Source organism: Streptomyces sp. NBC_01707 (genome assembly GCF_041438805.1).
Lineage (GTDB): Bacteria > Actinomycetota > Actinomycetes > Streptomycetales > Streptomycetaceae > Streptomyces.
In genome coordinates, this window is record NZ_CP109190.1 from 2049031 (window position 1) to 2070360 (window position 21330).

The window sequence follows — 21330 nt, forward strand, 5'->3', positions numbered from 1 at the left end:
GCCGGTCACAGCGGCAACAGGTCGGGGCGCTTCGCCTCGACGTGGTCACCGGAGGACTCGCCGCGCAGCCGCCGCCCGATCCAGGGCACCAGATATTCGCGGGCCCAGTGGATGTCGTCGCGCCGTACCTCGAGCGTGCCGCGCTGTGCCTGCGGCGGCCACTCCTGGTCGGGGTCGGCCGGCACATCGAGGCCGAGGACCTGGGCGGCGCGCAGCGCGACCCGGGTGTGTCCCTCGGCCGACAGGTGGAGCCGGTCGTCGTCCCAGGCGCGCCTGTCCTGCACGGACCGCAGCGACCACAGGTCGAGGACCGGGCAGTCGTAGCGGTCGGCGATGGACCGCACATGGGCGGTGTAGGTGGCGATCTTGCCGCGCAGATGGCGCAGTACGGGAACGCCGCGGGTGTCGAAGCCGGTCGTGACCATGACGGTGCCGACCGACCGTGTCAGGTCGGCGACCGCGCGCTCGAACCGCTCGGCCACGTCGTCGGGGTCGGTGCCGGGCCGGATGATGTCATTGCCGCCCGCGCAGAAGCTCACCAGGTCGGGGGCGAGCTGCTTGGCGCGCGGCACCTGTTCCTCGACTATCTGGTCGAGGAGGCGTCCGCGTACGGCGAGATTGGCGTAACGGAAGTTCCCGTGAGCCGAACCGGCGGAACCGGTGTTCGTCGCCGCGTCGGGGTCGGGGAGCTGGTCCGCGAGGAGTACGGCGAAACGGTCCGCCCAGCCGACGAAGGTTCCGTCCGGGCCGGGGTCACCGACCCCCTCGGTGAAGCTGTCGCCAATCGCTGCGTACGACCCGATGGCGCCATGCCGGTTGTTGACGCCACGTTGATTTTTTCTCGAATCGTCTGCCACAAGGGCACATCCTGCACTGCCGAATGTGACCTACGCGACCGTAATAAGGGGTTGACGGGAGGTGAGATAGACCACCCGGTCAGGTTTTGGTAAAGAGGGAATAAGCGAAGGGGCGGTGCGCCGCCGCGCACCGCCCCTTCAACAAGCCGTTCGGATCAGGCCTGATCGGATCAGATCAGACGGAGATTCCGTGCGACGCCAGGAAGGCGACAGGGTCGATGTCCGAGCCGTACGCGGGACCGGTGCGGACCTCGAAGTGGAGGTGCGGGCCGGTGACGTTGCCGGTGGCACCGGAGAGGCCGATCTGCTGGCCGGTCGAGAGGGTCTGACCCACCGAGACGGAGAGCGCGGACAGGTGGCCGTACTGCGAGTAGTGGCCGTCGGCGTGCTTGACGACGACCTCGTTGCCGTACGCGCCACCCCAGCCGGCAGTGACGACGGTGCCGGAGGTGATCGCCTTCACGCTGGTGCCGGTGGAGACCGGGAAGTCGATGCCGGTGTGGCTGCCACTGGACCAGTTGGCACCGGAGGCACGGTAGTTGGTGGTGTGCTTGCCCGGAACCGGGGCGACGTAGCCGGAGCTGCTGCTCTGGGCGGGCGCGGGCTTGGTGACCGCCGGAGCCTTCGACGGAGCCGGGGCGGCCGGCGTGGTGCCGGTGGCCGCGGCAGGGCCGCCGAGGGTCAGCTTCATGCCCGGGTGGATCAGGCTCGGGTTGCCGCCGATGACCTCACGGTTGTCCTGGTACAGCTTCTCCCAGCCACCCTCGACCTTGTTGTCGGAGGCGATCTTCGACAGGTAGTCGCCGGCGACGACGGAGTACGTCCGGGTCTCGGACTGCTTCTTCGCGACCGGGGCGGCCGGAGCGGCGGCGGAGTGCGCGGCGGGGGCGGCCTGCTCCGCGGCGTGGGCACCGGTGGCACCGAGCAGCGGGAGGGCGATGACGGCCCCGCCGGCGCCGACGGCGGCAACGCCACGAGCGATGGTGCTGGACTTCGGACGACGGTGCTTACCCGATATGGGCATGAAGAATTTCCTCTCCGGCGCCTACGAGGTGAGCTGTCGGGTTCGGGCTGGAGATGCCCGGTCGCATGAGGTGCGACTTCACCCCGAGCCGGCCGGATTTCTCCGGTCGGCGGCTTACCTGGTTCCCCCGCTCCTGCCACACGATGAGTGGATGCGAATTCCGGTCGGCGGCAGGATTAGGCGGTCCGTCCGGATTGACGGTGACCGTAAACGAGTGAGGACGAGCAGAACAAGCCATCGGTTGCGTGCCGGAATCCGCGCCAGGAAATCGGCGCGGAATTCCGGTCACACTCCGTGGATTAAGGATCTTGGCTTTCCGCGCGGTGCACGGAATCCCCGCCCCCCGCACCAGCACACACCGTCACAGATATGATCCCGCTCACGAAAGGCCCCTCATCTACCGCTGAATCAGGGCATGTTCGACTAAATGCCTCAATACGGACATGTCATGAACATCATCCGCGGCGGAGCCTCAGCACCTTCGCGTCCAGATCCCCCCGCAGGCCGGTGTGCAGCCCCTGATGCAGCAGCACGGAACCGTGGTGGACGGCCCCGGTGTCCGAACAGGTGTAGGTCGCCGTGGGGTCGAGCCCACGCAGCCGCAGGACCGGCGGCAGCTCCCCGTACCTCTGTGTCTCCAGCCACATGAGCACGACGGTCTCGTCACCGCGTGTGTACTGCACGGCGCCGAGCCCGCCACGCGGCGCACGCAGCCGGTACAGCGCACCGTGCTGCACCACCGGGCGGATCTCCTTGTACAGGTCCACCCAGCCCCGGGCCTCGGCCAGCTCCTCGTCGCTCCACTCGGTGAGGTCTCCGCCGACCCCGAGCACCCCGGCCATCGCGCTCACGAACCGGAAGCGCAGCGAGCTCACCCTGCCGTTGAGCTGGACATTCGGACTGTCGGTCACCCAGGCGGCCATCACTCGAGCCGGATGGATCTGCCCGAAGCCCTCCTGGATGGCGAGCCGGTCCAGCGGGTCGGTGTTGTCGGAGGTCCACACCTGGTCGGTACGGGCGAGGATGCCCAGATCGATCCTGCCACCGCCGCCCGAGCAGGACTCGAAAGCGACACCGGGGTGAGCCGCCCGCAGCCGGTCGATCAGCGCGTACAGCGCATCCACATGCTCGATCCAGAGCTTCTGCGGATACTCCTCGCCCGGCCACCCCGCATCGGTGAAGCAGCGGTTGAAGTCCCATTTCACATAGTCGATCGGGGCGCTGGAAAGCAGTGAGTCGAGCTGTTCCCACAGATGGTTCCGCACATCGGTCCGGGCCAGATTGAGCACCAGCTGATGACGGAACTCCGTCCGGGTCCGGCCGGGAAAGTGCTGCACCCAGTCAGGGTGCGCGCGATACAGGTCACTGTCGGCGTTCACCATCTCCGGTTCGACCCAGATGCCGAACTGCATGCCGAGCGCGTGCACTTCGTCGGCGAGCGGCTTCAGTCCGCCGGGGAAGCGCTCGGGGTTCGGGGTCCAGTCGCCGAGTCCCGCCCGGTCGCTGGTGCGCTGCCCGAACCACGCGTCGTCCACGACGAACAGTTCGACACCCATCGCTGCGGCGCGCACGGCCAGGGCACGCTGCTGGTCCTCCGCGATGTCGAAGCCGGTGGCCTCCCAGGAGTTGTAGAGCACCGGCCGCAGGCTCTCGGCGTCCGGAACGACGTGAGCCAGCTGCCAGGCGTGCCAGGCCCGGCTCGCCCCGCCGAACCCTTCGGCGCTCCACAGTCCGGCGAACACCGGTGTGGTGTACGTCTCCCCCGGTGCGAGCCGCAGCAGACCCGAGTCGTCGTAGCCGGCTCCGCCGGTGATCTGCACGAGCCCGTCGGGAAGCTGCTGCACGGCGATCCGCCACGAGCCGGACCAGGCGAGCGCGCAGCCGTACACCTCGCCGACCTCCTCGGTGGCGGCGCCGTCCGCGTCGAGCGCGACCCAGGGCAGAAACTGGTGCCCGGTGTGACCGCGCCTGCTGGAGAGGACCTTCTCGCCGTACGTCAGCTCCGACCGCACCAGCTGCGTCTCGGCCGCCCACCGCCCGTGCAGATGACTGAGGCGCCAGCCGTCGCGGGCGGGCAGTGCCCAGGCGGCAGCGTCGGCCCGCAGCAGCTCCAGCGGCGGTCCGTCGGGGCCTGCGTGGCGGACGGTGGCCCAGCGCTCGACCACATCGGAGTCGTCCCGCATCCGGTAGTGCAGCGTCAGCGCGAGCTGCTGTACGGGGTCGGAGAACGCGATGCGCAGTTCGTCGCCGTCCACCGCCGCCTCGGCGTAGGCCCATTCGGTGCCGCGGACCTCGGGGGTCCGTACCGAGAGCGCGGGCCGGACGAACCGGGGGCCACCCTCCACCGGGTACTCCTCGCGACCGTCCAGCTGTGACTCGAAGCCGCGGAAGGGCAGGGCCGGTGCGGCGGCGAGGGCCTCGGCGGCCGCGAGGGAGATGCGCGGCCCCCAGTGCAGATGCAGCAGTTCGTCCCGGTCGGTGAGATGCAGCGCATAGCTGCCGGTCGCCCCGGTCAGCAGCCAGGTCCGACCCGTGTCACCAGTCTCGATCATGTCATCCCCACATTCGCACAGTTCCGCACATCATCAAGCTCCGACGGGTGGCCGGGCAACGCCCGCGCAGGGGGAATTCACCTGCGTCGGGGGCGAGAACGGCCGAGATGATTGTCCGAGGGACCGATGTCGTATCGTCGCGGGAGTGACCTCGCCGGCGAGCAGCGCCGACGCCAGACATTCCAGGAGACACCGTGACGCAGCAGGTGCCGCAGATCCCGTCGACGGAACCCGAGCTGTCGGGCGTGCGCAACTTCCGTGACGTGGGCGGTCTGCCCACCGTCGACGGACGCCGGGTGAGGTACGGACGACTCTTCCGCAGCGGTCACCTCGCGCACGCCACCGCCGAGGACGCGGCGTTCCTCGGCGGTCTCGGGCTGCACACGATCTTCGACTTCCGGAATGCGGCCGACCACAAGCTGGACGGCCTGGACGTGGAGCTGCCGGGTGTACGGAATGTGAGCATCCCGCTCTCCGACCCGGCCGACGGCGCCGAGTTCTGGCGGATGGTCCGCGACGGCAACATCGAGCAGCTGCGCGACATCCTCGCCGACGGCAAGGGAGCGGCCCGGATGACCGCCTCGTACCGGGCGATCGTCAGGGACCGCACCGCCGAGCACAGCCGGGTCCTGCACGCGCTGGCCGAGGACAGCGTCCCCGCGCTGATGCACTGTGCGGCGGGCAAGGACCGGGCCGGGATCTCGATCGCGGTGGCGCTGCTCGCCGTCGGGGTCGAGCGCGAGGCCGTCGAGGCCGACTACCTGAAGTCCAACGAGCTGCACCGCCGGTACAAGGTGCGCCGCAGCGACACCTCGGCGACCGGGATGTCGCCCGAGGTGATGGAGCTGCTCAGCCCGCTCTTCGACGCCCGCGCCGAATATCTCGCCCAGGCGTTCACCACCATCGAGGAGACCTGGGGCAGCACCGACCGCTATCTCGCCGACGGGCTGAAGCTCACTCCGCAGACGCTGGAGCGGCTGCGCGGACGGCTGCTCGACGAGGCGTAACCGGATCTCCCGGCGGTGGTGGCCGGCCGGTCAGCCCTTGCCGGCCACCGCGAAGAGGAGGTAGAGGAAGGCCGCGAAGACGTGTCCGGCGACAAGATAGGCGATCAGCCGGATCACCACGCCGCGCGGAAACTTCCGCTCCTGCGGGTCGTAGTTCTTGGGCCTGGCCGGGCTGAGCGGATCGAAGTTCTCTGAATCGGACATGACAGTCCTCTCTGGCGACCGGACGGACCGGTCTCAGCGGCGGTGGATCCCGCTGCCGAGGCACAGCTCGGCGGCGGGGCTCTGGAGCAGGGTGTGGACGAAGAGGAGCTCGGATCCCTCGGGGCCGACGGCGGCGATCCGGTGCGGGGTCAGCGAGTCGAAGTGGGCGCTGTCCCCGGGATCGAGATCGTGCACGGTGTCACCGAGACTCACCCGCAGCCGCCCGGCGAGGACGTACAGCCATTCCTCGCCCGGATGAACGCGTACGAGATCGCCCTGCGCGCCGTACGGCACGCGGACGCGCAGCGCCTGCATCGCCCGGCCGGAGCCACCGGCCTGCTGGTACATCCAGCCGTCGGCCTCGGCACCTTCGAACGTGCCGGCGCGCACGATCGCGTCACGTTCGGGCGGAATCTCGCCGAGCAGCTCGGAGACCGTCGTACCGTAGATCCTGGCAAGTCCGAGGAGCATCGGCAGCGAGGGCTGCCGCCGGCCCGTTTCGAGCCGGGAGAGATGGGCGGGGGAAAGCCCCGCGCGCTGCGCGGCGCTCTCGAGGGTGAGACCACGGCTGCGGCGCAGATCGCGCAGGCGTGGCGCGACCCCGGGCAGCTCGTCGGCCACCCCTCCTTCGGGAGGATTCATATGTCCATTGGGCCAGGATTCTGCCTCAGAGGCAATTTTCTTGCCTCCGAGGCAAAACCTTTGGGACTCAGCGGTGGGCGACCGCCTGCTTGACCAGTGTTCGGCCGAAGTCCCACATCAGCCCGCCGCCGCTGTGCGCGTCGTCCATCACCGCCGTGAACGCTGTCACGAACCGGTCCACCTCCGGCTCACCGATGACCAGCGGTGGAATCAGCTTGATCACTTCCAGATGGTCGCCGGAGACCTGGGTGAGGATCCGGTGCTTCTGCAGCAGCGGTACGACCACCATCTGCGCGAAGAGACCCTTGCGGGCCGCCTGGAGCACGGTCCAGCGGCTGCGCAGCTTCAGCGAGGACGGCCGGCCGAACTCGATTCCGATCATCAGCCCGCGGCCACGGACCTCGTGCAGCAGCTCGTACCGCCCGATGAGCGCGGCGAGCCGCTCGCGCAGCAGATCGCCGGTGCGGCGGGCGTTGGCGACGATCTCCTCGTCCTCCATCACCGCGAGGACCGCGAGCCCCGCCGCCATCGCCTGGGCGTTGGAGCCGAAGCTTGCCGAGTGGACCAGAACCCGGTCCATCGACGAATAGACCCGTCTGAAGATCCAGTCCTTCCCGAGGGTCGCTCCCACCGGCACATAGCCGCCGGAGAGTGCCTTGGCGACACAGACCAGATCGGGTTCGACACCTTCCTCGTGCTGGTACGCGTAGAAGTCACCGGTCCGGCCGAGGCCGGTCTGCACCTCGTCGGCGATGAGCAGTGCCTTGTGCCGGTGCAGCAGCTCCTGTGCGGCGCGCAGGAAGCCGGGCGGCGCTTCGTGGACACCCTTGCCCTGGATCGGCTCGACGACGAGCGCCGCCACATCGTCACGCTTCAGTTCACGCAGGAGTGCGTCGAGGTCGCCGAGTGCGATGGCCGTGTCGGGCAGCAGCGGGGCGAAACCGTCCCGGAAGCCGGACTCGCCGTTGACCGAGAGGGAGCCGGTCGTCAGGCCGTGGAAGGCGTGGGTGCAGTAGAGCACGCGCGGCTTCCCGGTGGCGTACCGGGCGAACTTCAGCGCGGTCTCGACGGCTTCGGTGCCGCTGTTGCCGAAGAAGACCCGGTCCAGGTGCGGGCTGTGTGCGAGCAGCTTCTCGGCCAGCAGTCCGGGCAGCGGCTGGCAGTCGAAGCGGGTGAGGTCGGCGAGCGAGGCGTCCAGGACGTCGTGCAGTGCCTTGCGGACGACGGGGTGGTGGCGGCCCAGCCCCATCACGCCGAAGCCGGCGAGCATGTCGAGGTAGTCGTTGCCGTCCGCGTCCCAGAAGTACGCACCCTCGGCCCGCTCGTAGACCTTGTCGAAGCCGATGGTGCGGAGCATCCGCGGCAGCTGGTGGTTGAGGTATTTCGTGTGCAGCTCGTAGCGCTCGGCGCCGCGTTCCGCGAGGAGTTGCGCAAGATCGAAACCCTTGGGGCCGCCGTCCTTCATTCCCCGCTCTCCTCCATCCGCTCGGCTGCGGCCTTGGCGGCCAGCGCGGCACTGATCCGGCCGGCGATCTCGACCGGTGTGAGCCCGATGTCGGCCAGCACCTCGGCGCGCTTGCCGTGCGCGAGGAACTGCTCGGGGATGCCGAACGTGCGCAGCGGTACGTCGACACCGGCATCGCGCAACGCCTGTCCGACCGCCGAACCGACGCCGCCCGCCCGGCTGTTGTCCTCGACGACGGCGACCAGCCGGTGCTGTCCGGCGAGCGGGGCGAGCTGTTCGTCGACCGGTTTGACCCAACGGGGGTCGACGACCGTACAGCGGATTCCGCCACCCGCAAGGAGGTCGGCGGCCTGCAGACACACGGAGGCGAGCACGCCCACCGCCACGATGAGCACCTGGGGGTCGTCGGCGCGGTGCAGTACGTCCATGGCACCGACCCGGCCGATCGCCGGGACGGGCTCCCCCACCGACTCCTTCGGGAAACGCAGCACGGTCGGCGCGTCGTCGACGGTGACGGCTTCACGCAGCTCCTCCCGCAGCCGGTCGGCGTCGCGCGGGGCGGCGATCCGGAGCCCGGGCACGACCTGGAGCACGGACAGGTCCCACATGCCGTTGTGCGAAGGACCGTCCGGGCCGGTGACACCTGCCCGGTCGAGGACGAACGTCACACCGCACCTGTGAAGCGCGACGTCCATCAAGAGCTGGTCGAAGGCACGGTTGAGGAACGTGGCGTAGACGGCGACGACCGGATGCAGCCCGCCGGTGGCGAGCCCCGCCGCGGAGACCGCCGCGTGCTGCTCGGCGATCCCGACGTCCCAGACCCGGTCGGGGAACGCCTCGGCGAACTTCGTCAGCCCGACGGGGTGCAGCATCGCCGCCGTGATCGCGACGACGTCCGGCCGCTCCGCACCGATCTCGGCGATCTCGTCCGCGAACACAGAGGTCCACGACGGGCTGCCGAGCGGTGCGAGCGGGGCACAGGTCAGCGGGTCCATCGCACCGACGGTGTGAAACCGGTCCGCCTCGTCCTCCAGAGCGGGCGCGTACCCGCGGCCCTTCTCGGTGAGGCAGTGCACCAGCACCGGGCCGTGGAAGCGTTTCGCCCGGCTCAGCGCGGACTCGACGGCCGCGATGTCGTGCCCGTCGACCGGCCCGACGTACTTGAGCCCCAGGTCCTCGAACATGCCCTGCGGGGCGAAGGCGTCCTTGAACCCCTTCTTCGCGCCGTGCAGTGACTCGTACAGCGGCTGTCCGACGACGGGTGTGCGCTGGAGGACGTCCTTGCCCCATGACAGGAAGCGCTCGTATCCGTCGGTGGTACGGAGGGTGGCCAGGTGGTTGGCGAGGCCGCCTATGGTCGGCCCGTACGAGCGCTCGTTGTCGTTCACCACGATGATCAACGGCCGGTCCCTGGCCGCCGCGATGTTGTTGAGCGCCTCCCACGCCATGCCGCCGGTGAGAGCCCCGTCGCCGATGACGGCGACGACATGGTGGGGGCGGCCGAGCACCTCGTTCGCCTTGGCCAGGCCGTCCGCCCAGCCGAGCACGGTCGAGGCGTGCGAGTTCTCGATGACGTCGTGCGCGGACTCCTCGCGCGACGGGTAGCCGGACAGACCGCCCTTCCCACGCAGCTTGGAGAAGTCCTGTCGCCCGGTGAGCAGTTTGTGTACGTAGCTCTGGTGCCCGGTGTCCCACAGGATGCGGTCCACCGGGGAGTCGAAGGCCCGGTGCAGGGCGACGGACAGCTCCACCACCCCCAGGTTGGGCCCCAGATGGCCGCCGGTCCTGGCCACCGCCTCGATCAGGAACTTCCTGATGTCCGCGGCGAGTTCGCCGAGTTCCGGTCCGCTCAGTGCCTTCAGGTCGTGCGGCCCCCGAATGGTCTCCAGAATGGTCACGCTCGGGCCCCCTCTCCGGTCCTGTTTCAGCTCACGGTGACGGCGGGAACCCCTGACGGTGTCCCCGCGTCTTCCATGCCCTCGGCGATCTTCAGGGCTTCCTCGATGAGCGTCTCGACGATCTTCGACTCGGGAACCGTCTTGATGATCTCGCCCTTGACGAAGATCTGCCCCTTGCCGTTCCCCGACGCCACACCCAGATCCGCCTCACGGGCCTCACCCGGACCATTGACGACACAGCCCATCACGGCAACCCGCAACGGCACCTCCATGCCCTCAAGACCCGCGGACACCTGATCCGCCAGCTTGTACACATCCACCTGCGCACGACCGCACGACGGACACGACACGATCTCCAACCGCCGCTGCTTCAGATTCAACGACTCAAGAATCTGCAGACCGACCTTGACCTCCTCGGCCGGCGGCGCCGACAACGACACCCGGATCGTGTCCCCGATCCCCTCACTCAACAACGCACCGAACGCCACCGCAGACTTGATCGTCCCCTGGAACGCCGGCCCCGCCTCCGTCACCCCCAGATGCAACGGGTAATCACACCGAGCCGCCAACTGACGGTACGCATTCACCATCACCACCGGATCGTTGTGCTTCACCGAGATCTTGATGTCCCGGAACCCGTGCTCCTCGAACAGCGACGCCTCCCACAACGCCGACTCCACCAGAGCCTCAGGCGTCGCCTTCCCGTACTTCCTCAACAACCGCGCATCCAACGAACCCGCATTCACACCGATCCGGATCGGCGTCCCCGCATCGTTCGCCGCCCGCGCGATCTCCTTCACCTTGTCATCGAACTGCTTGATGTTCCCCGGATTCACCCGCACCGCAGCACAGCCCGCATCAATCGCCGCGAACACATACTTCGGCTGGAAATGAATATCCGCGATCACCGGAATCTGCGACTTCCGCGCAATCGTCGCAAGCGCATCCGCATCATCCTGCGTCGGACACGCAACCCGCACGATCTGACAGCCCGACGCCGTCAGCTCCGCGATCTGCTGCAACGTCGCACCGACATCCGACGTCCGGGTCGTGGTCATCGACTGCACCGACACCGGCGCATCCCCACCGACCGCCACCGACCCGACCTGGATGCGCCGCGAGGGACGGCGCATCGCGAGCGGCCGGGCCGGCAGCTCGGGGAGACCCAGCGCGACTGGTTCTCCAGTGGTCATGACGTCACCGGCTCCCGGAGACGGTCTCGCGCGCGGCACGCAGGGACTCCTTGAGCGAGCCCATCGTGGCGAGGACGGCAGTGGGCTCGTAGCCGCAGTGCGCCATGCAGTTGGCGCAACGCGGATCCTTGCCGCGGCCGTACTTGTCCCAGTCGGTCTCCTCGATGAGCTCCCGGTACGTAGGGACGTACCCGTCGCTCATCAGATAGCAGGGCCGCTGCCAGCCGAAGAGCGAGTAGTTGGGGATCGCCCAGGCCGTGCACGGGAAGTCCGCCTTGCCTTCGAGGAAGTCCAGGAAGAGCGGCGAGTGGTTCAGCCGCCAGCGGGCCCGGTTGCCGCCCGCGAAGGACTTCTTGAAGAGCTCGCGGGTCTGCTCGACGCCGAGGAAGTGCTCCTGGTCGGGTGCCTTCTCGTACGCGTAGGCGGGCGAGATCATCATCTCGTCGACCTTCAGGTCGTCATTGAGGTAGTTCAGTACCTCGATGACGGTCTGCGGGGTGTCGGTGTTGAAGAAGGTGGAGTTCGTGGTGACCCGGAAGCCGCGGCGCTTGGCCTCCTTGATCGCCGCCACCGCCTCGTCGAACACGCCTTCCTTGGCGACCGATTCGTCGTGCCGCTCGCGCAGACCGTCGATGTGCACGGCGAAGGCGAAGAACGGCGACGGGGTGAATTTCTCCATCTTCTTGCGCAGCAGCATCGCGTTGGTGCAGAGGAAGACGTACTTCTTCCGCGCAACCAGCTGCCGCACGATTTCGTCGATCTGCGGGTGCATCAGGGGTTCACCGCCCGCGATGGACACCATGGGGGCACCCGATTCCAGCACCGCGCCGACGGCCTGGGCCACCGGCATCCGCTGCTTGAGTACTCCTGCCGGATGCTGGATCTTTCCGCAGCCCTCGCACGCCAGATTGCAGGCGAACAAAGGCTCCAGCTCGACAATGAGCGGGAATTTGTCCCGCTTGCGGAGCTTCTGTTCGATGAGGTACGTCGCAACCTTGATGGTCTGACGGAGCGGCATGGCCATCTAGCTCACCTCCTGGGGAGCAGCAAAGATCGGTGCCATTCATAGAAAGCCGGCAGGACAGCACGGAGAACACGGAAAGCCGATATTCCACCGCGTACCGTGCCGATGCGGACGAGCTCGTGCTCCGGAGCGTCCACGACCACCCGTACGGCCGCAACGGGGCGTACCCCGGTGCGCAGGGCGGTGCGGAGGGTGGCGGCGGACTCCATGTCCACAGCGATCGCTCCGGTGGCCCGCAGCTCGGCCCGCTCATGTCCGCGCACGACATGGCCGGAGCCGGTCAACGGACCGGTGTGGACGGTGCGGCCCGGCACCGTCCTGGCGAGCGCCTCGGCGAGCAGACCCGCACCGGTGCAGGTCGTCGAGTCGCCGGCCTCCCGGGTCTCGTCGGCGACCACCAGGTCTCCCGGGTGCATGCCGGGCGCGAGCCCGGCACAGAACCCGGAGGCGATGACCGCGGCGCCGAGCGCCCGGTCCTGGCCGAGCGCGTGCGCCACGGCCGTCTCGGCGGCTTTCGGGCCCATGCCCGTACGGAGCACGGTCACCTGGCCCGGGGCGTCGCCCGCCTTTCCTCTGCCACTGCGCAGGGCGAGTTGCTCGATGCCGAGCGCGCAGGCGATCAGCAGCGGCGCCGCGGGGCCGAACGGCCCCGGTGCATCGCCCATCAGGCCCCCTCCCGGACGGCCGTGCGGTCGGCGAACGGGTCGCCGTACACGTACCGCCCGAGTGCGGTGAGCGGGAAGACCTGCCGGTAGAGGTGGTAGTTGATGGAGAAGTCCCAGGGGAACCCGGTGCCGGTGAAGTACGGCTCGTCCCAGGACCCGTCGGCCTGCTGGGTCTCGGTCAGCCAGGCGACGCCCCGGGTCACCGCGGTGCTCTCGCGCCGGCCGGCGGCGAGGAGGGCGAGCAGCGCCCAGGCGGTCTGGGACGCGGTCGACGCACCGTTCCCGATCCACTTCTCCTCCTGGTACGAGCGCAGATCCTCGCCCCAGCCGCCGTCGTCGTTCTGTACGGACTCCAGCCAGCCGACCGCCCGGCGGATCGCCGGATGTGCGGCGGGCAGCCCGGCGGCGACCAGGGCGGGCACCACCGACCCTGTTCCGTATACGTAGTTCACGCCCCAGCGACCGAACCACGCACCGCTCGCCTCCTGTTCGGCAAGCAGCCATTCGATGCCGCGCCGGGTGGCGGGGTGGTCGGACCGCCCCTCCATGGCCAGCATCTCCACCACATGTCCGGTGACATCGGCGGACGGAGGATCGATGACCTCCCCGAAGTCGCAGAACGGCAGCCGGTTGGGGAACGGGCTGGTGTTGTCGGCGTCGAATGCGCCCCAGGCCCCGTTGCGGGACTGCATGCCGAGGTTCCAGCGCACCCCGCGTTCGATGGCGGCCTCGACGCCGGCCGGATTCGGATGCCGGACCCGGCGCAGCGCGAGGACCACCTCGGCGGTGTCGTCGATGTCCGGGTAGTTGTCGTTGTGGAACTCGAACGCCCACCCGCCCGGGTCGAGTTGAGGTCGCCGCACGGACCAGTCGCCGGGCCTGACGATCTCCTCTCCGAGCATCCAGTCGGCCGCTTTCACGAGCGCGGGATGGTCGGGCCTGACTCCGGCATCGGCGAGCGCGATGGTGGCGAGGCAGGTGTCCCAGACCGGTGACTGGCAGGCCTCGATCATGCGGGCGCCGTCCTCGCGCCAGATGGCGAACCGGTTGAGCGAGTCCAGGCCGGCCCGCATCACCGGGTGGTCGAGGTCGTAGCCGAGGAGATGCAGGGCGATGACGGAGTACACGGCGGGCGGCTGGATGCCGCCCCAGCAGCCGTCGTTCTCCTGGCGTTCGATGATCCAGCGGGCTGCCGCATTCATGGCGATCCGGCGCAGCCGGCGCGGGGCCACCTTGTGGTAGACGTGCAAGGCCTTGTCGAGACGCTGAAAGACGCCGTCCCAACTGACCGCCGGGGCACGGCGCTTGAGTGGGTTGGGGACGAGCGGGTCGGTGTGCAGCTCGTCGAGGGCGAAGGGCGCGGGCCGTACCGGCCGCTTCGCCGAGACGACGGTCAGCGGCACAATCGTCTGCCGGGCCCAGCAGCCGAAGTCGTAGATGTTGAGCGGGACCCACTTCGGGAAGAACATCAGCTCCGGTGGGAGCTCGGGCAGGTCGTCCCATTTCCACCAGCCGAACAAGGCCAGCCAGATCCGGGTGAAGACGCGGCTCTCGGCGATGCCGCCCTCTTCCCTGATCCACCTCGATGCGCGGGCCATGTGCGGATCGTCCGGCCGGTCTCCGGCCAGCCGCAGCGCGACGTACGCCTCGATGGTGGTGGAGAGCTCACCAGGCCCTCCGTGGAAGGTGGCCCAGGTACCGTCGCCGAGCTGCTCGCCGCGGATGAAGCGGGCGGCCGACTCGACGGTGGCCGGGTCCTGGATACCGAGGAACTGACGGAGCAGCAGATCCTCGGCGTCCATGGTGACGTTGGTGGCGAGGTCGCCCTTCCACCAGCCCTGGTCGTCCTGTCTGCCGAGGAGATGCTCCACCGAGCGTTCCGCGGCCCGCCGCGCGGCGGCGAGTACGTCGTCCGCGGCGATGGTTGATTCGGTCGGTTCGCTGGCCGAGGCTGCGCGGGGGTCAACAGCCCCGGTGCTTCCGTCGGTCGTCGCTGTCATGGCTTCCCCTTCGTGCAGTTGGTCCTCTGCTGTGCTGGGGTCTCCGTCGGTCGGCGCCCTTCGAGGGCGCCGACCGGCGACTGCGAGTCATATGCGAATGGTGATCATCTCTTTCGTACGACGACGAAGTCCGCGAGCGCCGTGAGCTGCGCACGCACGGTTTCCGGCATGTCGACACCGTGCAGCGCCTCGATGGCGATCGCATGCTGCCGACGGGCCTCCTGGGCGGTCCACTCACGGCCGCCCGCCTCCTCGATGAGCGCCGCCCGGGCGGCGAACTCCTCCTCGGAGAAGCTGTCGAAGTCGGTGCTCTTGGCGTCCGCGGCAAGCAGCTCGCCGAGACGCTCCGAGGCCGGGCCGCCCGCGGCGAGCGCGGCGACGACCGGCAGGGACTTCTTGCGCTGACGCAGATCGCTCCAGGTCTGCTTGCCGGTGGACTCCGGGTCGCCCCAGATACCGAGCAGGTCGTCGACGGCCTGGAAGGCGAGGCCGAGGTGGTAGCCGTACGCCTCCAGGGTGTCGGCGGTACGGTCGTCGGCGCCGCCGAGCACCGCACCGATGGAGACGGCACAGGCGAGCAGGGCGCCCGTCTTGTTGCCCTCCATCTCCAGGCACTCCTCGACGGTGACCCGCTCGCGGTGCTCGTAGGAGATGTCCTGGGCCTGCCCGTCGATGAGCTTGCGGGTGGCGGTGGTCAGCCGGCGGGCCGCGCGGCCCGCCTCGACCGTGCCGAGCTCCAGCAGGATCTCGTTGGCCAGCGCGAACAGCGCGTCGCCGACCAGGATCGCCTGCGCCGGGCCGTGCACCTTCCATACCGTGTCACGGTGGCGGCGCTGCTCGTCGCCGTCCATCAGGTCGTCGTGCAACAGCGAGAAGTTGTGCACGAGTTCGACGGCCACCGCGCCGGGGATGCCGGCCTCGGCCGCAGCACCCGCCGCCTCGGCGGACATCAGGGCGAGCGCCGGGCGGACGGCCTTGCCGCCGTCGCCGTCGGAGGGCCGGCCCTGGGCGTCGATCCAGCCGAAGTGGTAGGCGGCGACGGTGTCCATGGGCGGTGCGAGCCGGTCAACGGCGGCCCGGAGCACCGGAGCGGACAGGGCCCGTCCGCGCTCCAGAAGCACGGTGACGTCCGCGGTGTCTACCACGGTGTCGAAAGCCGGATTCGCCGGGGTCACTGACTCTCCTCTTGTTCCGGTGGTACTGCTCATGCCGCCTCCTGCAGCGGAAGTTCATGGGTGCGGCCGAGCGCACGGAGCGCGGCGTCCGCGGCGCTGCACCCGCTGCGCACCGCGCCCTCCATCGTCGCGGGCCAGCCGGTGGCGGTCCATGCTCCGGCGAGACAGAGGCCGGGGGCACGGGTGCGGGTCCCGGGGCGCAGCCGGCCGACGCCGGGAGCGGGGGCGAAGGTCGCTGTGCGTTCCCGGGTGACGAAGAAGTCCCTGATGCCGGCTCCGCGGGCGGCCGGCAGGAGTCGTTCCAGCTCGGGCAGGTAGCGTCCGCGCAGTTCGGCGACGGGCAGGTCGATCTCGTCGTCGGCCGCGGACTGGGAGACCGCGAGGTACTGTCCGGGTCCGGTCAGCCCCGAGGCGTCCGTACGGTCGAAGACCCACTGGACCGGGGAGCCGAGCGCGGCGAAGAACGGGCGGCGCAGCACCTTGCGGTCGTAGACGACGTGCACATTGAGAATCGGCGAGGTGCCGATGGCGAGCAGCCTGTCCGGCTCGTCGAGTGCGCCTTCGGGCAGCAGGTCGTACGTCTCGCGCTGCGGGACGGCGAGGACGACGGTGTCCGCCTCGATCCGTTCGGTGCCCGTGTCGACGATCCAGCGCCCGTCGTCGGTGCGGGTGACGCTGTCGGCCTTGGTGCGCAGCTCGGTCCGCACGCCGACGGAGTCCAGCGCCTTGCGGGTCAGCGTGTCGTGCACCTCGCCGAGCGGCACGCTCGCCCAGCCGATGTCGGCGGCGCCGGGCTCGGAGAGGAGTCCGGTCTTGAAGACCTTCGCGGCGAGGGCCAGCGAGGAGTTCGGAGCGGTGGCGTTGAGGGTGGCGACGCCGACGAGGTCCCAGAGTGCCTCGATGGTGCGCGGGGACTGCCCGTGGCGGGTCAGCCAACTGCCGAAGTCGACGGCGTCGAGTGCCGGGTCGTCCGGGTCGAGCCGGCCGAGTGCCAGTGCGGCGCGCCCGACACCTGCCCGCTCGGCGAGCGAGAGATGCGGGTAGCCCGCGAGACCGGCGGCGAGGTGGAACGGCACCGGCAGGGCGTTGCGGCGCAGCCGTCCGAGCCGCGGCCCCGAGGCGCGTCCGACATCGAGAACGGGCACGTCCAAACGGTTTTGCAGGGGGGCCAGACGGGCACCGCCGACCCTGTCGAGGAACCAGCGGTAGGCGGTGCAGCAGCGGAGGTAGACATGCTGACCGTTGTCCACCGTCAGTTCGCCGCGTTTGAAGGAGAAGGCGAGTCCGCCGAGCCTCGGCCGTCCTTCGAGCAGGGTCACGTCAAGCCCGGCGTCGGCGAGACGTAGGGCCGCGGTGATGCCTGCCAGTCCGCCGCCGATCACGACCGCGCGGGAGGAACGCAGGGCCTCGTCGGTCACGCGTCCCCCTTTCGCCGGGTCGCTCCGGTCGGCGCGGCCGGTCCGGCCGGGCTCGTCTTCTCGTTCAGGCACGCTGCTTCAGTCAGGGACGCGTCGGACCACCGCAGGGTTGCCCACGGTGCGGACCGACAGTCCGTGATGGACATGGTGCGCGAGATATCTGCATTACGCATCAGACACGCCCCCGGGCCGTCCGGCGCGAGATGTACCGCGCGTCCAGACCCGACAGGCCGCGCACCGCGACGTACGCCTTCTCGTGGCCCGGCAGCGACACCCGGCCGCGCAGCACCGCCTCGGGGTCGCGCTCGATCCGGTCGAGCAGGCGGCGGTAGATACCGGCCATGGCAGCCACACAGGCGCCGCTGCGGCGGTCCAGCATCGGCAGCAGCCGGTAGCCCTCGGCGAAGAGGGTGCGGGCGCGCCGCACCTCGAAGTGGACCAGGCCCGCGAAGTCGGAGCCGGGCGGCGGGGTGGCCCGTTGGAAGCCGGCGGAACAGCCGAACTTGGCGAGGTCGTCGGCGGGCAGATACGTACGCCCGTTGCCCGCGTCCTCCCGGACGTCGCGCAGGATGTTGGTCAGCTGCAGGGCGAGGCCGAGGGTGTCGGCGTACTCCGCGGCACGGTCGGCGCCGGGTGCGCCCGGTTCCGTACCGAAGACGCCCAGGCTGAGCCGCCCGATGGCCCCTGCGACACACCGGCAGTAGACCTTGAGGTCGTCCCACGTCTCGTACGTCGTGCCGCGCACGTCCATGAGCACGCCGTCGATCAGCTCGTCGAGCCCGCCGAGCGGCAGCGGGAAACGGTTCGCGGCGTCGGCGAGCGCGACCGCCACCGGGTCGGTGTCGTCCTCGTCGATCGCGCCGTCCCGGATCCGGTCGAGCAGGGTGCGGGTGCTCTCCAGCCGGAGCCGCTTGGTCTCCGGATCCAGCTCGCCGTCGCCGATGTCGTCGACCCGGCGGGAGAAGGCGTACAACGCCGACATGGCCTGCCGCTTCTCGGCCGGCAGCAGCCTGATTCCGTACGCGAAGTTACGCGCCTGCTGTCCGGTGACGGCCTCGCAGTAACTGTATGCGGCCTGCACCGGCGCCGACATGTACGTCGTCTGTCCCTCCACGGTCCGGCTCACCCCTCTCTACGCGCTCTTCGCAAGACAACTCCCACCTCGCGCAGCAAGCGGGGCTTGGTGGGCTTGGGCGGTCCGGGCAGTACATCGAACCCGGCGGCCGCGATCGCGGTGAGGGCGGCACGCCCCCCTCCCACAAATCCGGCGAGAAGCAGCTTGAGCCTGCCGTGGACGCTACCCACCAAGGGGGTGCCTTCATTCAGCAGGTTCCGGGCGCGTTCTGCTTCGTATGCAACCAGTGCACGCACCGATGCGCCCCCGGAGGGGGTCGCCAGGTCGGCCTCGGTGACGTGGAACCTCGCCATGTCGTCGACCGGCAGATAGATCCGGTCGCGGCCGAGGTCCTCGGTGACGTCCTGGAGATGCTCGACGATCTGCAGGGCGGTGCAGACGGCGTCGGAGCGGCGGATCCGCTCGGGGCTCGCGGTGCCGGTGATCTGGAGGACCAGGCGACCGACCGGGTTGGCGGAGAGTTCGCAGTAGGCCAGCAGCTCCTCGTACGTCCCGTACCGCCGGACCTTCTGATCCTGCCGGTTGGCCTCGATGAGCCCGAGGAACGGCTCGGGCGTGAGGGCGCAGCGCCGCACGGTGGGGCGCAGCGCGCGAAGCAGCGGGTGGCGCGGGCCGTCGCCCGTGGTGTCGAAGACCCGGTGCAGGTCCGCTTCGAAAGCGTCGAGCATCGCGAGCCGGTCATCGGTCTGCGCGGGGTCCAGCCCGAGGTCGCGGGCGTCGGCGCCGCCGGGGGCGAGATCGCCGTCACCGATGTCGTCGACCAGGCGGGCGTAGCCGTACACCGCCATCAGATCGTTACGCCAGGCGCGTGGCAGGAAGAAAGGGGCCACAGGGAAGTTCTCGTCCGCGGCCTTGTCGAGCGTGGCGGGTACGGCGGCGTCATTTCGCGCCTGCCGGGTACGGGTCACCACTGACCGTCCGGCGCGGGGACGGCATATACACCTCGGAGCTGGAGATTTTCCGTCATTGCCGTCACATCTCCCGTTCTACACTGCTGACCCAAAACATCCCATTCCGGACACGCCGCCCGCTCTCCCGAGTGCGGAGGACCACCTACGGGCGGTACGCCCAGGCGGTATCGCCCCACTTGCCACGAATCAGCACCGGTACAGCTTACGTTGTACAACGCCCAGGCATACGCCAGGGTGTAGCGCGCATTACAACAACGCCGCGTTCTCCGCCAACCTTCCCCGTGTGCAAGGAAATTGACGTCATCCGGCGGGAGGAGATCTTCCCCGGGCGTGCGTCGACGCGGCGCACGCCCCCCGAGGCGTCCACGATCCGGACACGGCGGCGGCCTCTGCCGGAGTGCTCCGGCAGAGGCCGCCGCGGTGTCGGAGAGCCGTGGAGGTACTACTTCCCGGTCTCCCGCTCGTACGCCTTGAGTACCTCGTCGGTGGGGCCGTCCATCAGCAGCTCGCCCTTTTCCAGCCACAGCACCCGGTCGCAGGTGTCCCTGATGGACTTGTTGCTGTGGCTGACCAGGAAGACCGTGCCCGCTTCCTTGCGCAGCTCGCGGATGCGCTTCTCGGAGCGGATCTGGAACTTGCGGTCGCCGGTGGCCAGCGCCTCGTCGATCATGAGGACGTCGTGCTTCTTGGCGGCGGCGATGGAGAAGCGCAGCCGGGCGGCCATGCCGGAGGAGTACGTCCGCATCGGCAGGGTGATGAAGTCACCCTTCTCGTTGATGCCGGAGAAGTCGACGATCCCCTGGTAGCGCTCGCGGATCTCCTCGCGCGTCATGCCCATCGCCAGCCCGCCGAGCACCACGTTCCGCTCACCGGTCAGGTCGCTCATCAGCGCCGCGTTCACACCGAGCAGCGACGGCTGGCCGTCCGTGTACACCTTGCCGTGCTCGGTCGGCAGCAGACCGGCGATGGCCCGCAGCAGGGTCGACTTGCCGGAGCCGTTGGAGCCGATGAGGCCGATGGCCTCGCCCCGGTAGGCGGTGAAGGAGACGCCGCGAACGGCGTGCACCTTACGGACTCCGCGCGCCTCGCCCTTGCCGCGGCGCAGTATCCGGCTCAGCGCCGCGGTGGCACTGCCCTTGCCTCCGCCGCCGGCGTTGACCCGGTACACGATGTGCACATCGTCGGCGATGACGGTCGGGACGCGCCCCGAAGTCTTTTCCTCAGCCACGGCCGTACCGTTCCTCTGCCTTCCAGAAGTACACAAAGCCCGCGACACCGATGAAGGCCGCCCAGGCGAGCCCGACGATCCACACGTGCGGGGGCAGGTTCTCGGAGCCGTACCCGTCGATCAGCGCGAAGCGGATCAGGTCCATGTAGATGGCCGCCGGGTTGTACTGCAGCACCCTGGCGATCCACTCCGGCTTGTCCTGGAGCATCACCGGGATGGAGAACATGACACCGGACGCGTACATCCAGGTGCGCATGACGAACGGCATCAGCTGGGCCAGGTCCGGGGTCTTGCTGCCGAGCCTGGCCATGATCAGGGCGAGGCCGGTGTTGAAGACGAACTGCAGGACCAGCGCGGGGACGATCAGCAGCCAGGACAGCGACGGATAGCTGCCGAAGCCGACCACCACGACCGCCATCACGATCATCGAGTACAACAGCTGCTGGAGCTGTTGCAGCGAGAACGAGATGGGCAGCGAGGCGCGCGGGAAGTGCAGCGCGCGGACCAGTCCGAGGTTTCCGGAGATCGCCCGTACGCCGGCCATGACCGAGCTCTGCGTAAAGGTGAAGACAAATACGCCCGTCACCAGGAAGGGGATGAATACCTCCTGGGGCATTCCCTTCCTGGTGCCCAGAATCAGCCCGAAGATCAAGAAGTAGACCAGGGCGTTGAGCAGCGGCGTGGCCACCTGCCACAGCTGGCCGAGCTTGGCCTGGCTGTACTGCGCGGTCAGCTTCGCCCGGGAGAACGCCATGATGAAGTGGCGGCGCCCCCAGAGCTCCTGCACGTACTCGAACAGCCCGGGCCGGGCTCCGCTCACCGTCAGGCCGTACTTTCCGGCCCGCTCGGCGGCGCTCAGGCCGTCGTCGGCGGATGGCGGGGTGCTCAGCGCGACCGCACCATCATGGGTTGTGTCACTCACCAGATGAGAC

At 69.2% G+C, this 21330-nt stretch carries 18 protein-coding genes and 1 riboswitch; of the genes, 1 reads left to right on the forward strand and 17 read right to left on the reverse strand.

What is annotated here, in order from left to right; genetic code table 11:
• Positions 1-5: 5 nt before the first annotated feature.
• The 3 genes from OG963_RS09355 to OG963_RS09365 all read right to left on the reverse strand — a co-directional run bounded on the left by OG963_RS09355 (position 6) and on the right by OG963_RS09365 (position 4433).
• Complete coding sequence (locus tag OG963_RS09355; RefSeq protein WP_093929278.1) at positions 6-857, reverse strand: SGNH/GDSL hydrolase family protein; 852 nt, start codon at positions 855-857, stop codon at positions 6-8.
• A 175-nt stretch (positions 858-1032) separates the two neighbouring features.
• On the reverse strand, positions 1033-1881 hold the full coding sequence (locus tag OG963_RS09360) for a LysM peptidoglycan-binding domain-containing M23 family metallopeptidase (protein WP_093929279.1): 849 nt from the start codon (positions 1879-1881) through the stop codon (positions 1033-1035).
• Positions 1882-1884: 3 nt separating this feature from the next.
• Positions 1885-2041: riboswitch (cyclic di-AMP (ydaO/yuaA leader) on the reverse strand.
• 295 nt (positions 2042-2336) lie between these two features.
• Positions 2337-4433 carry an alpha-galactosidase gene (locus OG963_RS09365; RefSeq protein ID WP_093769950.1) on the reverse strand — a complete coding sequence of 699 codons (2097 nt, stop codon included), beginning with the start codon at positions 4431-4433 and terminating at the stop codon, positions 2337-2339.
• 194 nt (positions 4434-4627) lie between these two features.
• Between OG963_RS09365 and OG963_RS09370 the strand changes: the two genes are divergently transcribed.
• The gene (locus tag OG963_RS09370) at positions 4628-5440 is read left to right on the forward strand and encodes a tyrosine-protein phosphatase (RefSeq protein WP_093769949.1); all 813 of its coding nucleotides are present in this window, start codon (positions 4628-4630) and stop codon (positions 5438-5440) included.
• Positions 5441-5470: 30 nt separating this feature from the next.
• On the opposite strand, the gene OG963_RS09375 is transcribed toward OG963_RS09370, so the two are convergent.
• The 14 genes from OG963_RS09375 to OG963_RS09440 form a co-directional block, all read right to left on the reverse strand.
• Positions 5471-5644, reverse strand: coding sequence for a DUF6126 family protein (locus OG963_RS09375; protein ID WP_176901977.1), 174 nt, complete (start codon positions 5642-5644; stop codon positions 5471-5473).
• Positions 5645-5677: 33 nt separating this feature from the next.
• Positions 5678-6286 carry a helix-turn-helix domain-containing protein gene (locus OG963_RS09380; protein ID WP_030924056.1) on the reverse strand — a complete coding sequence of 203 codons (609 nt, stop codon included), beginning with the start codon at positions 6284-6286 and terminating at the stop codon, positions 5678-5680.
• 67 nt (positions 6287-6353) lie between these two features.
• Positions 6354-7751, reverse strand: coding sequence for an aspartate aminotransferase family protein (locus OG963_RS09385; protein ID WP_371798750.1), 1398 nt, complete (start codon positions 7749-7751; stop codon positions 6354-6356).
• The gene (dxs, locus tag OG963_RS09390; RefSeq protein WP_093929281.1) at positions 7748-9649 is read right to left on the reverse strand and encodes a 1-deoxy-D-xylulose-5-phosphate synthase; all 1902 of its coding nucleotides are present in this window, start codon (positions 9647-9649) and stop codon (positions 7748-7750) included. Before dxs ends, OG963_RS09385 begins: the two co-directional genes overlap by 4 nt.
• Before the next feature lie 26 nt (positions 9650-9675).
• Positions 9676-10842, reverse strand: a complete 1167-nt coding sequence (gene ispG, locus OG963_RS09395; protein ID WP_327421009.1) for a flavodoxin-dependent (E)-4-hydroxy-3-methylbut-2-enyl-diphosphate synthase — start codon at positions 10840-10842, stop codon at positions 9676-9678.
• Positions 10843-10846: 4 nt separating this feature from the next.
• The gene (gene hpnH / locus OG963_RS09400) at positions 10847-11866 is read right to left on the reverse strand and encodes an adenosyl-hopene transferase HpnH (protein ID WP_093779540.1); all 1020 of its coding nucleotides are present in this window, start codon (positions 11864-11866) and stop codon (positions 10847-10849) included.
• 5 nt (positions 11867-11871) lie between these two features.
• Positions 11872-12531 (reverse strand): 1-hydroxy-2-methyl-2-butenyl 4-diphosphate reductase, encoded by a 660-nt coding sequence (locus tag OG963_RS09405; RefSeq protein WP_093779538.1) that lies wholly within the window; start codon positions 12529-12531, stop codon positions 11872-11874.
• The gene (gene shc / locus OG963_RS09410; protein WP_093779536.1) at positions 12531-14531 is read right to left on the reverse strand and encodes a squalene--hopene cyclase; all 2001 of its coding nucleotides are present in this window, start codon (positions 14529-14531) and stop codon (positions 12531-12533) included. Before shc ends, OG963_RS09405 begins: the two co-directional genes overlap by 1 nt.
• A gap of 104 nt (positions 14532-14635) precedes the next feature.
• Positions 14636-15739, reverse strand: coding sequence for a polyprenyl synthetase family protein (locus tag OG963_RS09415; RefSeq protein ID WP_030930199.1), 1104 nt, complete (start codon positions 15737-15739; stop codon positions 14636-14638).
• Positions 15736-17124, reverse strand: coding sequence for a hydroxysqualene dehydroxylase HpnE (gene hpnE / locus OG963_RS09420; RefSeq protein WP_093779534.1), 1389 nt, complete (start codon positions 17122-17124; stop codon positions 15736-15738). The genes OG963_RS09415 and hpnE overlap by 4 nt, the downstream gene beginning before the upstream one ends.
• Positions 17125-17296: 172 nt before the next feature.
• Positions 17297-18217 (reverse strand): presqualene diphosphate synthase HpnD, encoded by a 921-nt coding sequence (gene hpnD / locus OG963_RS09425; protein WP_177309394.1) that lies wholly within the window; start codon positions 18215-18217, stop codon positions 17297-17299.
• Positions 18218-18246: 29 nt separating this feature from the next.
• Positions 18247-19167, reverse strand: a complete 921-nt coding sequence (gene hpnC / locus OG963_RS09430) for a squalene synthase HpnC (RefSeq protein ID WP_093931440.1) — start codon at positions 19165-19167, stop codon at positions 18247-18249.
• 445 nt (positions 19168-19612) lie between these two features.
• Positions 19613-20398, reverse strand: a complete 786-nt coding sequence (locus OG963_RS09435; RefSeq protein WP_093779531.1) for an ABC transporter ATP-binding protein — start codon at positions 20396-20398, stop codon at positions 19613-19615.
• On the reverse strand, positions 20391-21320 hold the full coding sequence (locus OG963_RS09440; protein WP_030930176.1) for an ABC transporter permease: 930 nt from the start codon (positions 21318-21320) through the stop codon (positions 20391-20393). The genes OG963_RS09435 and OG963_RS09440 overlap by 8 nt, the downstream gene beginning before the upstream one ends.
• Between the last annotated feature and the right edge of the window lie 10 nt (positions 21321-21330).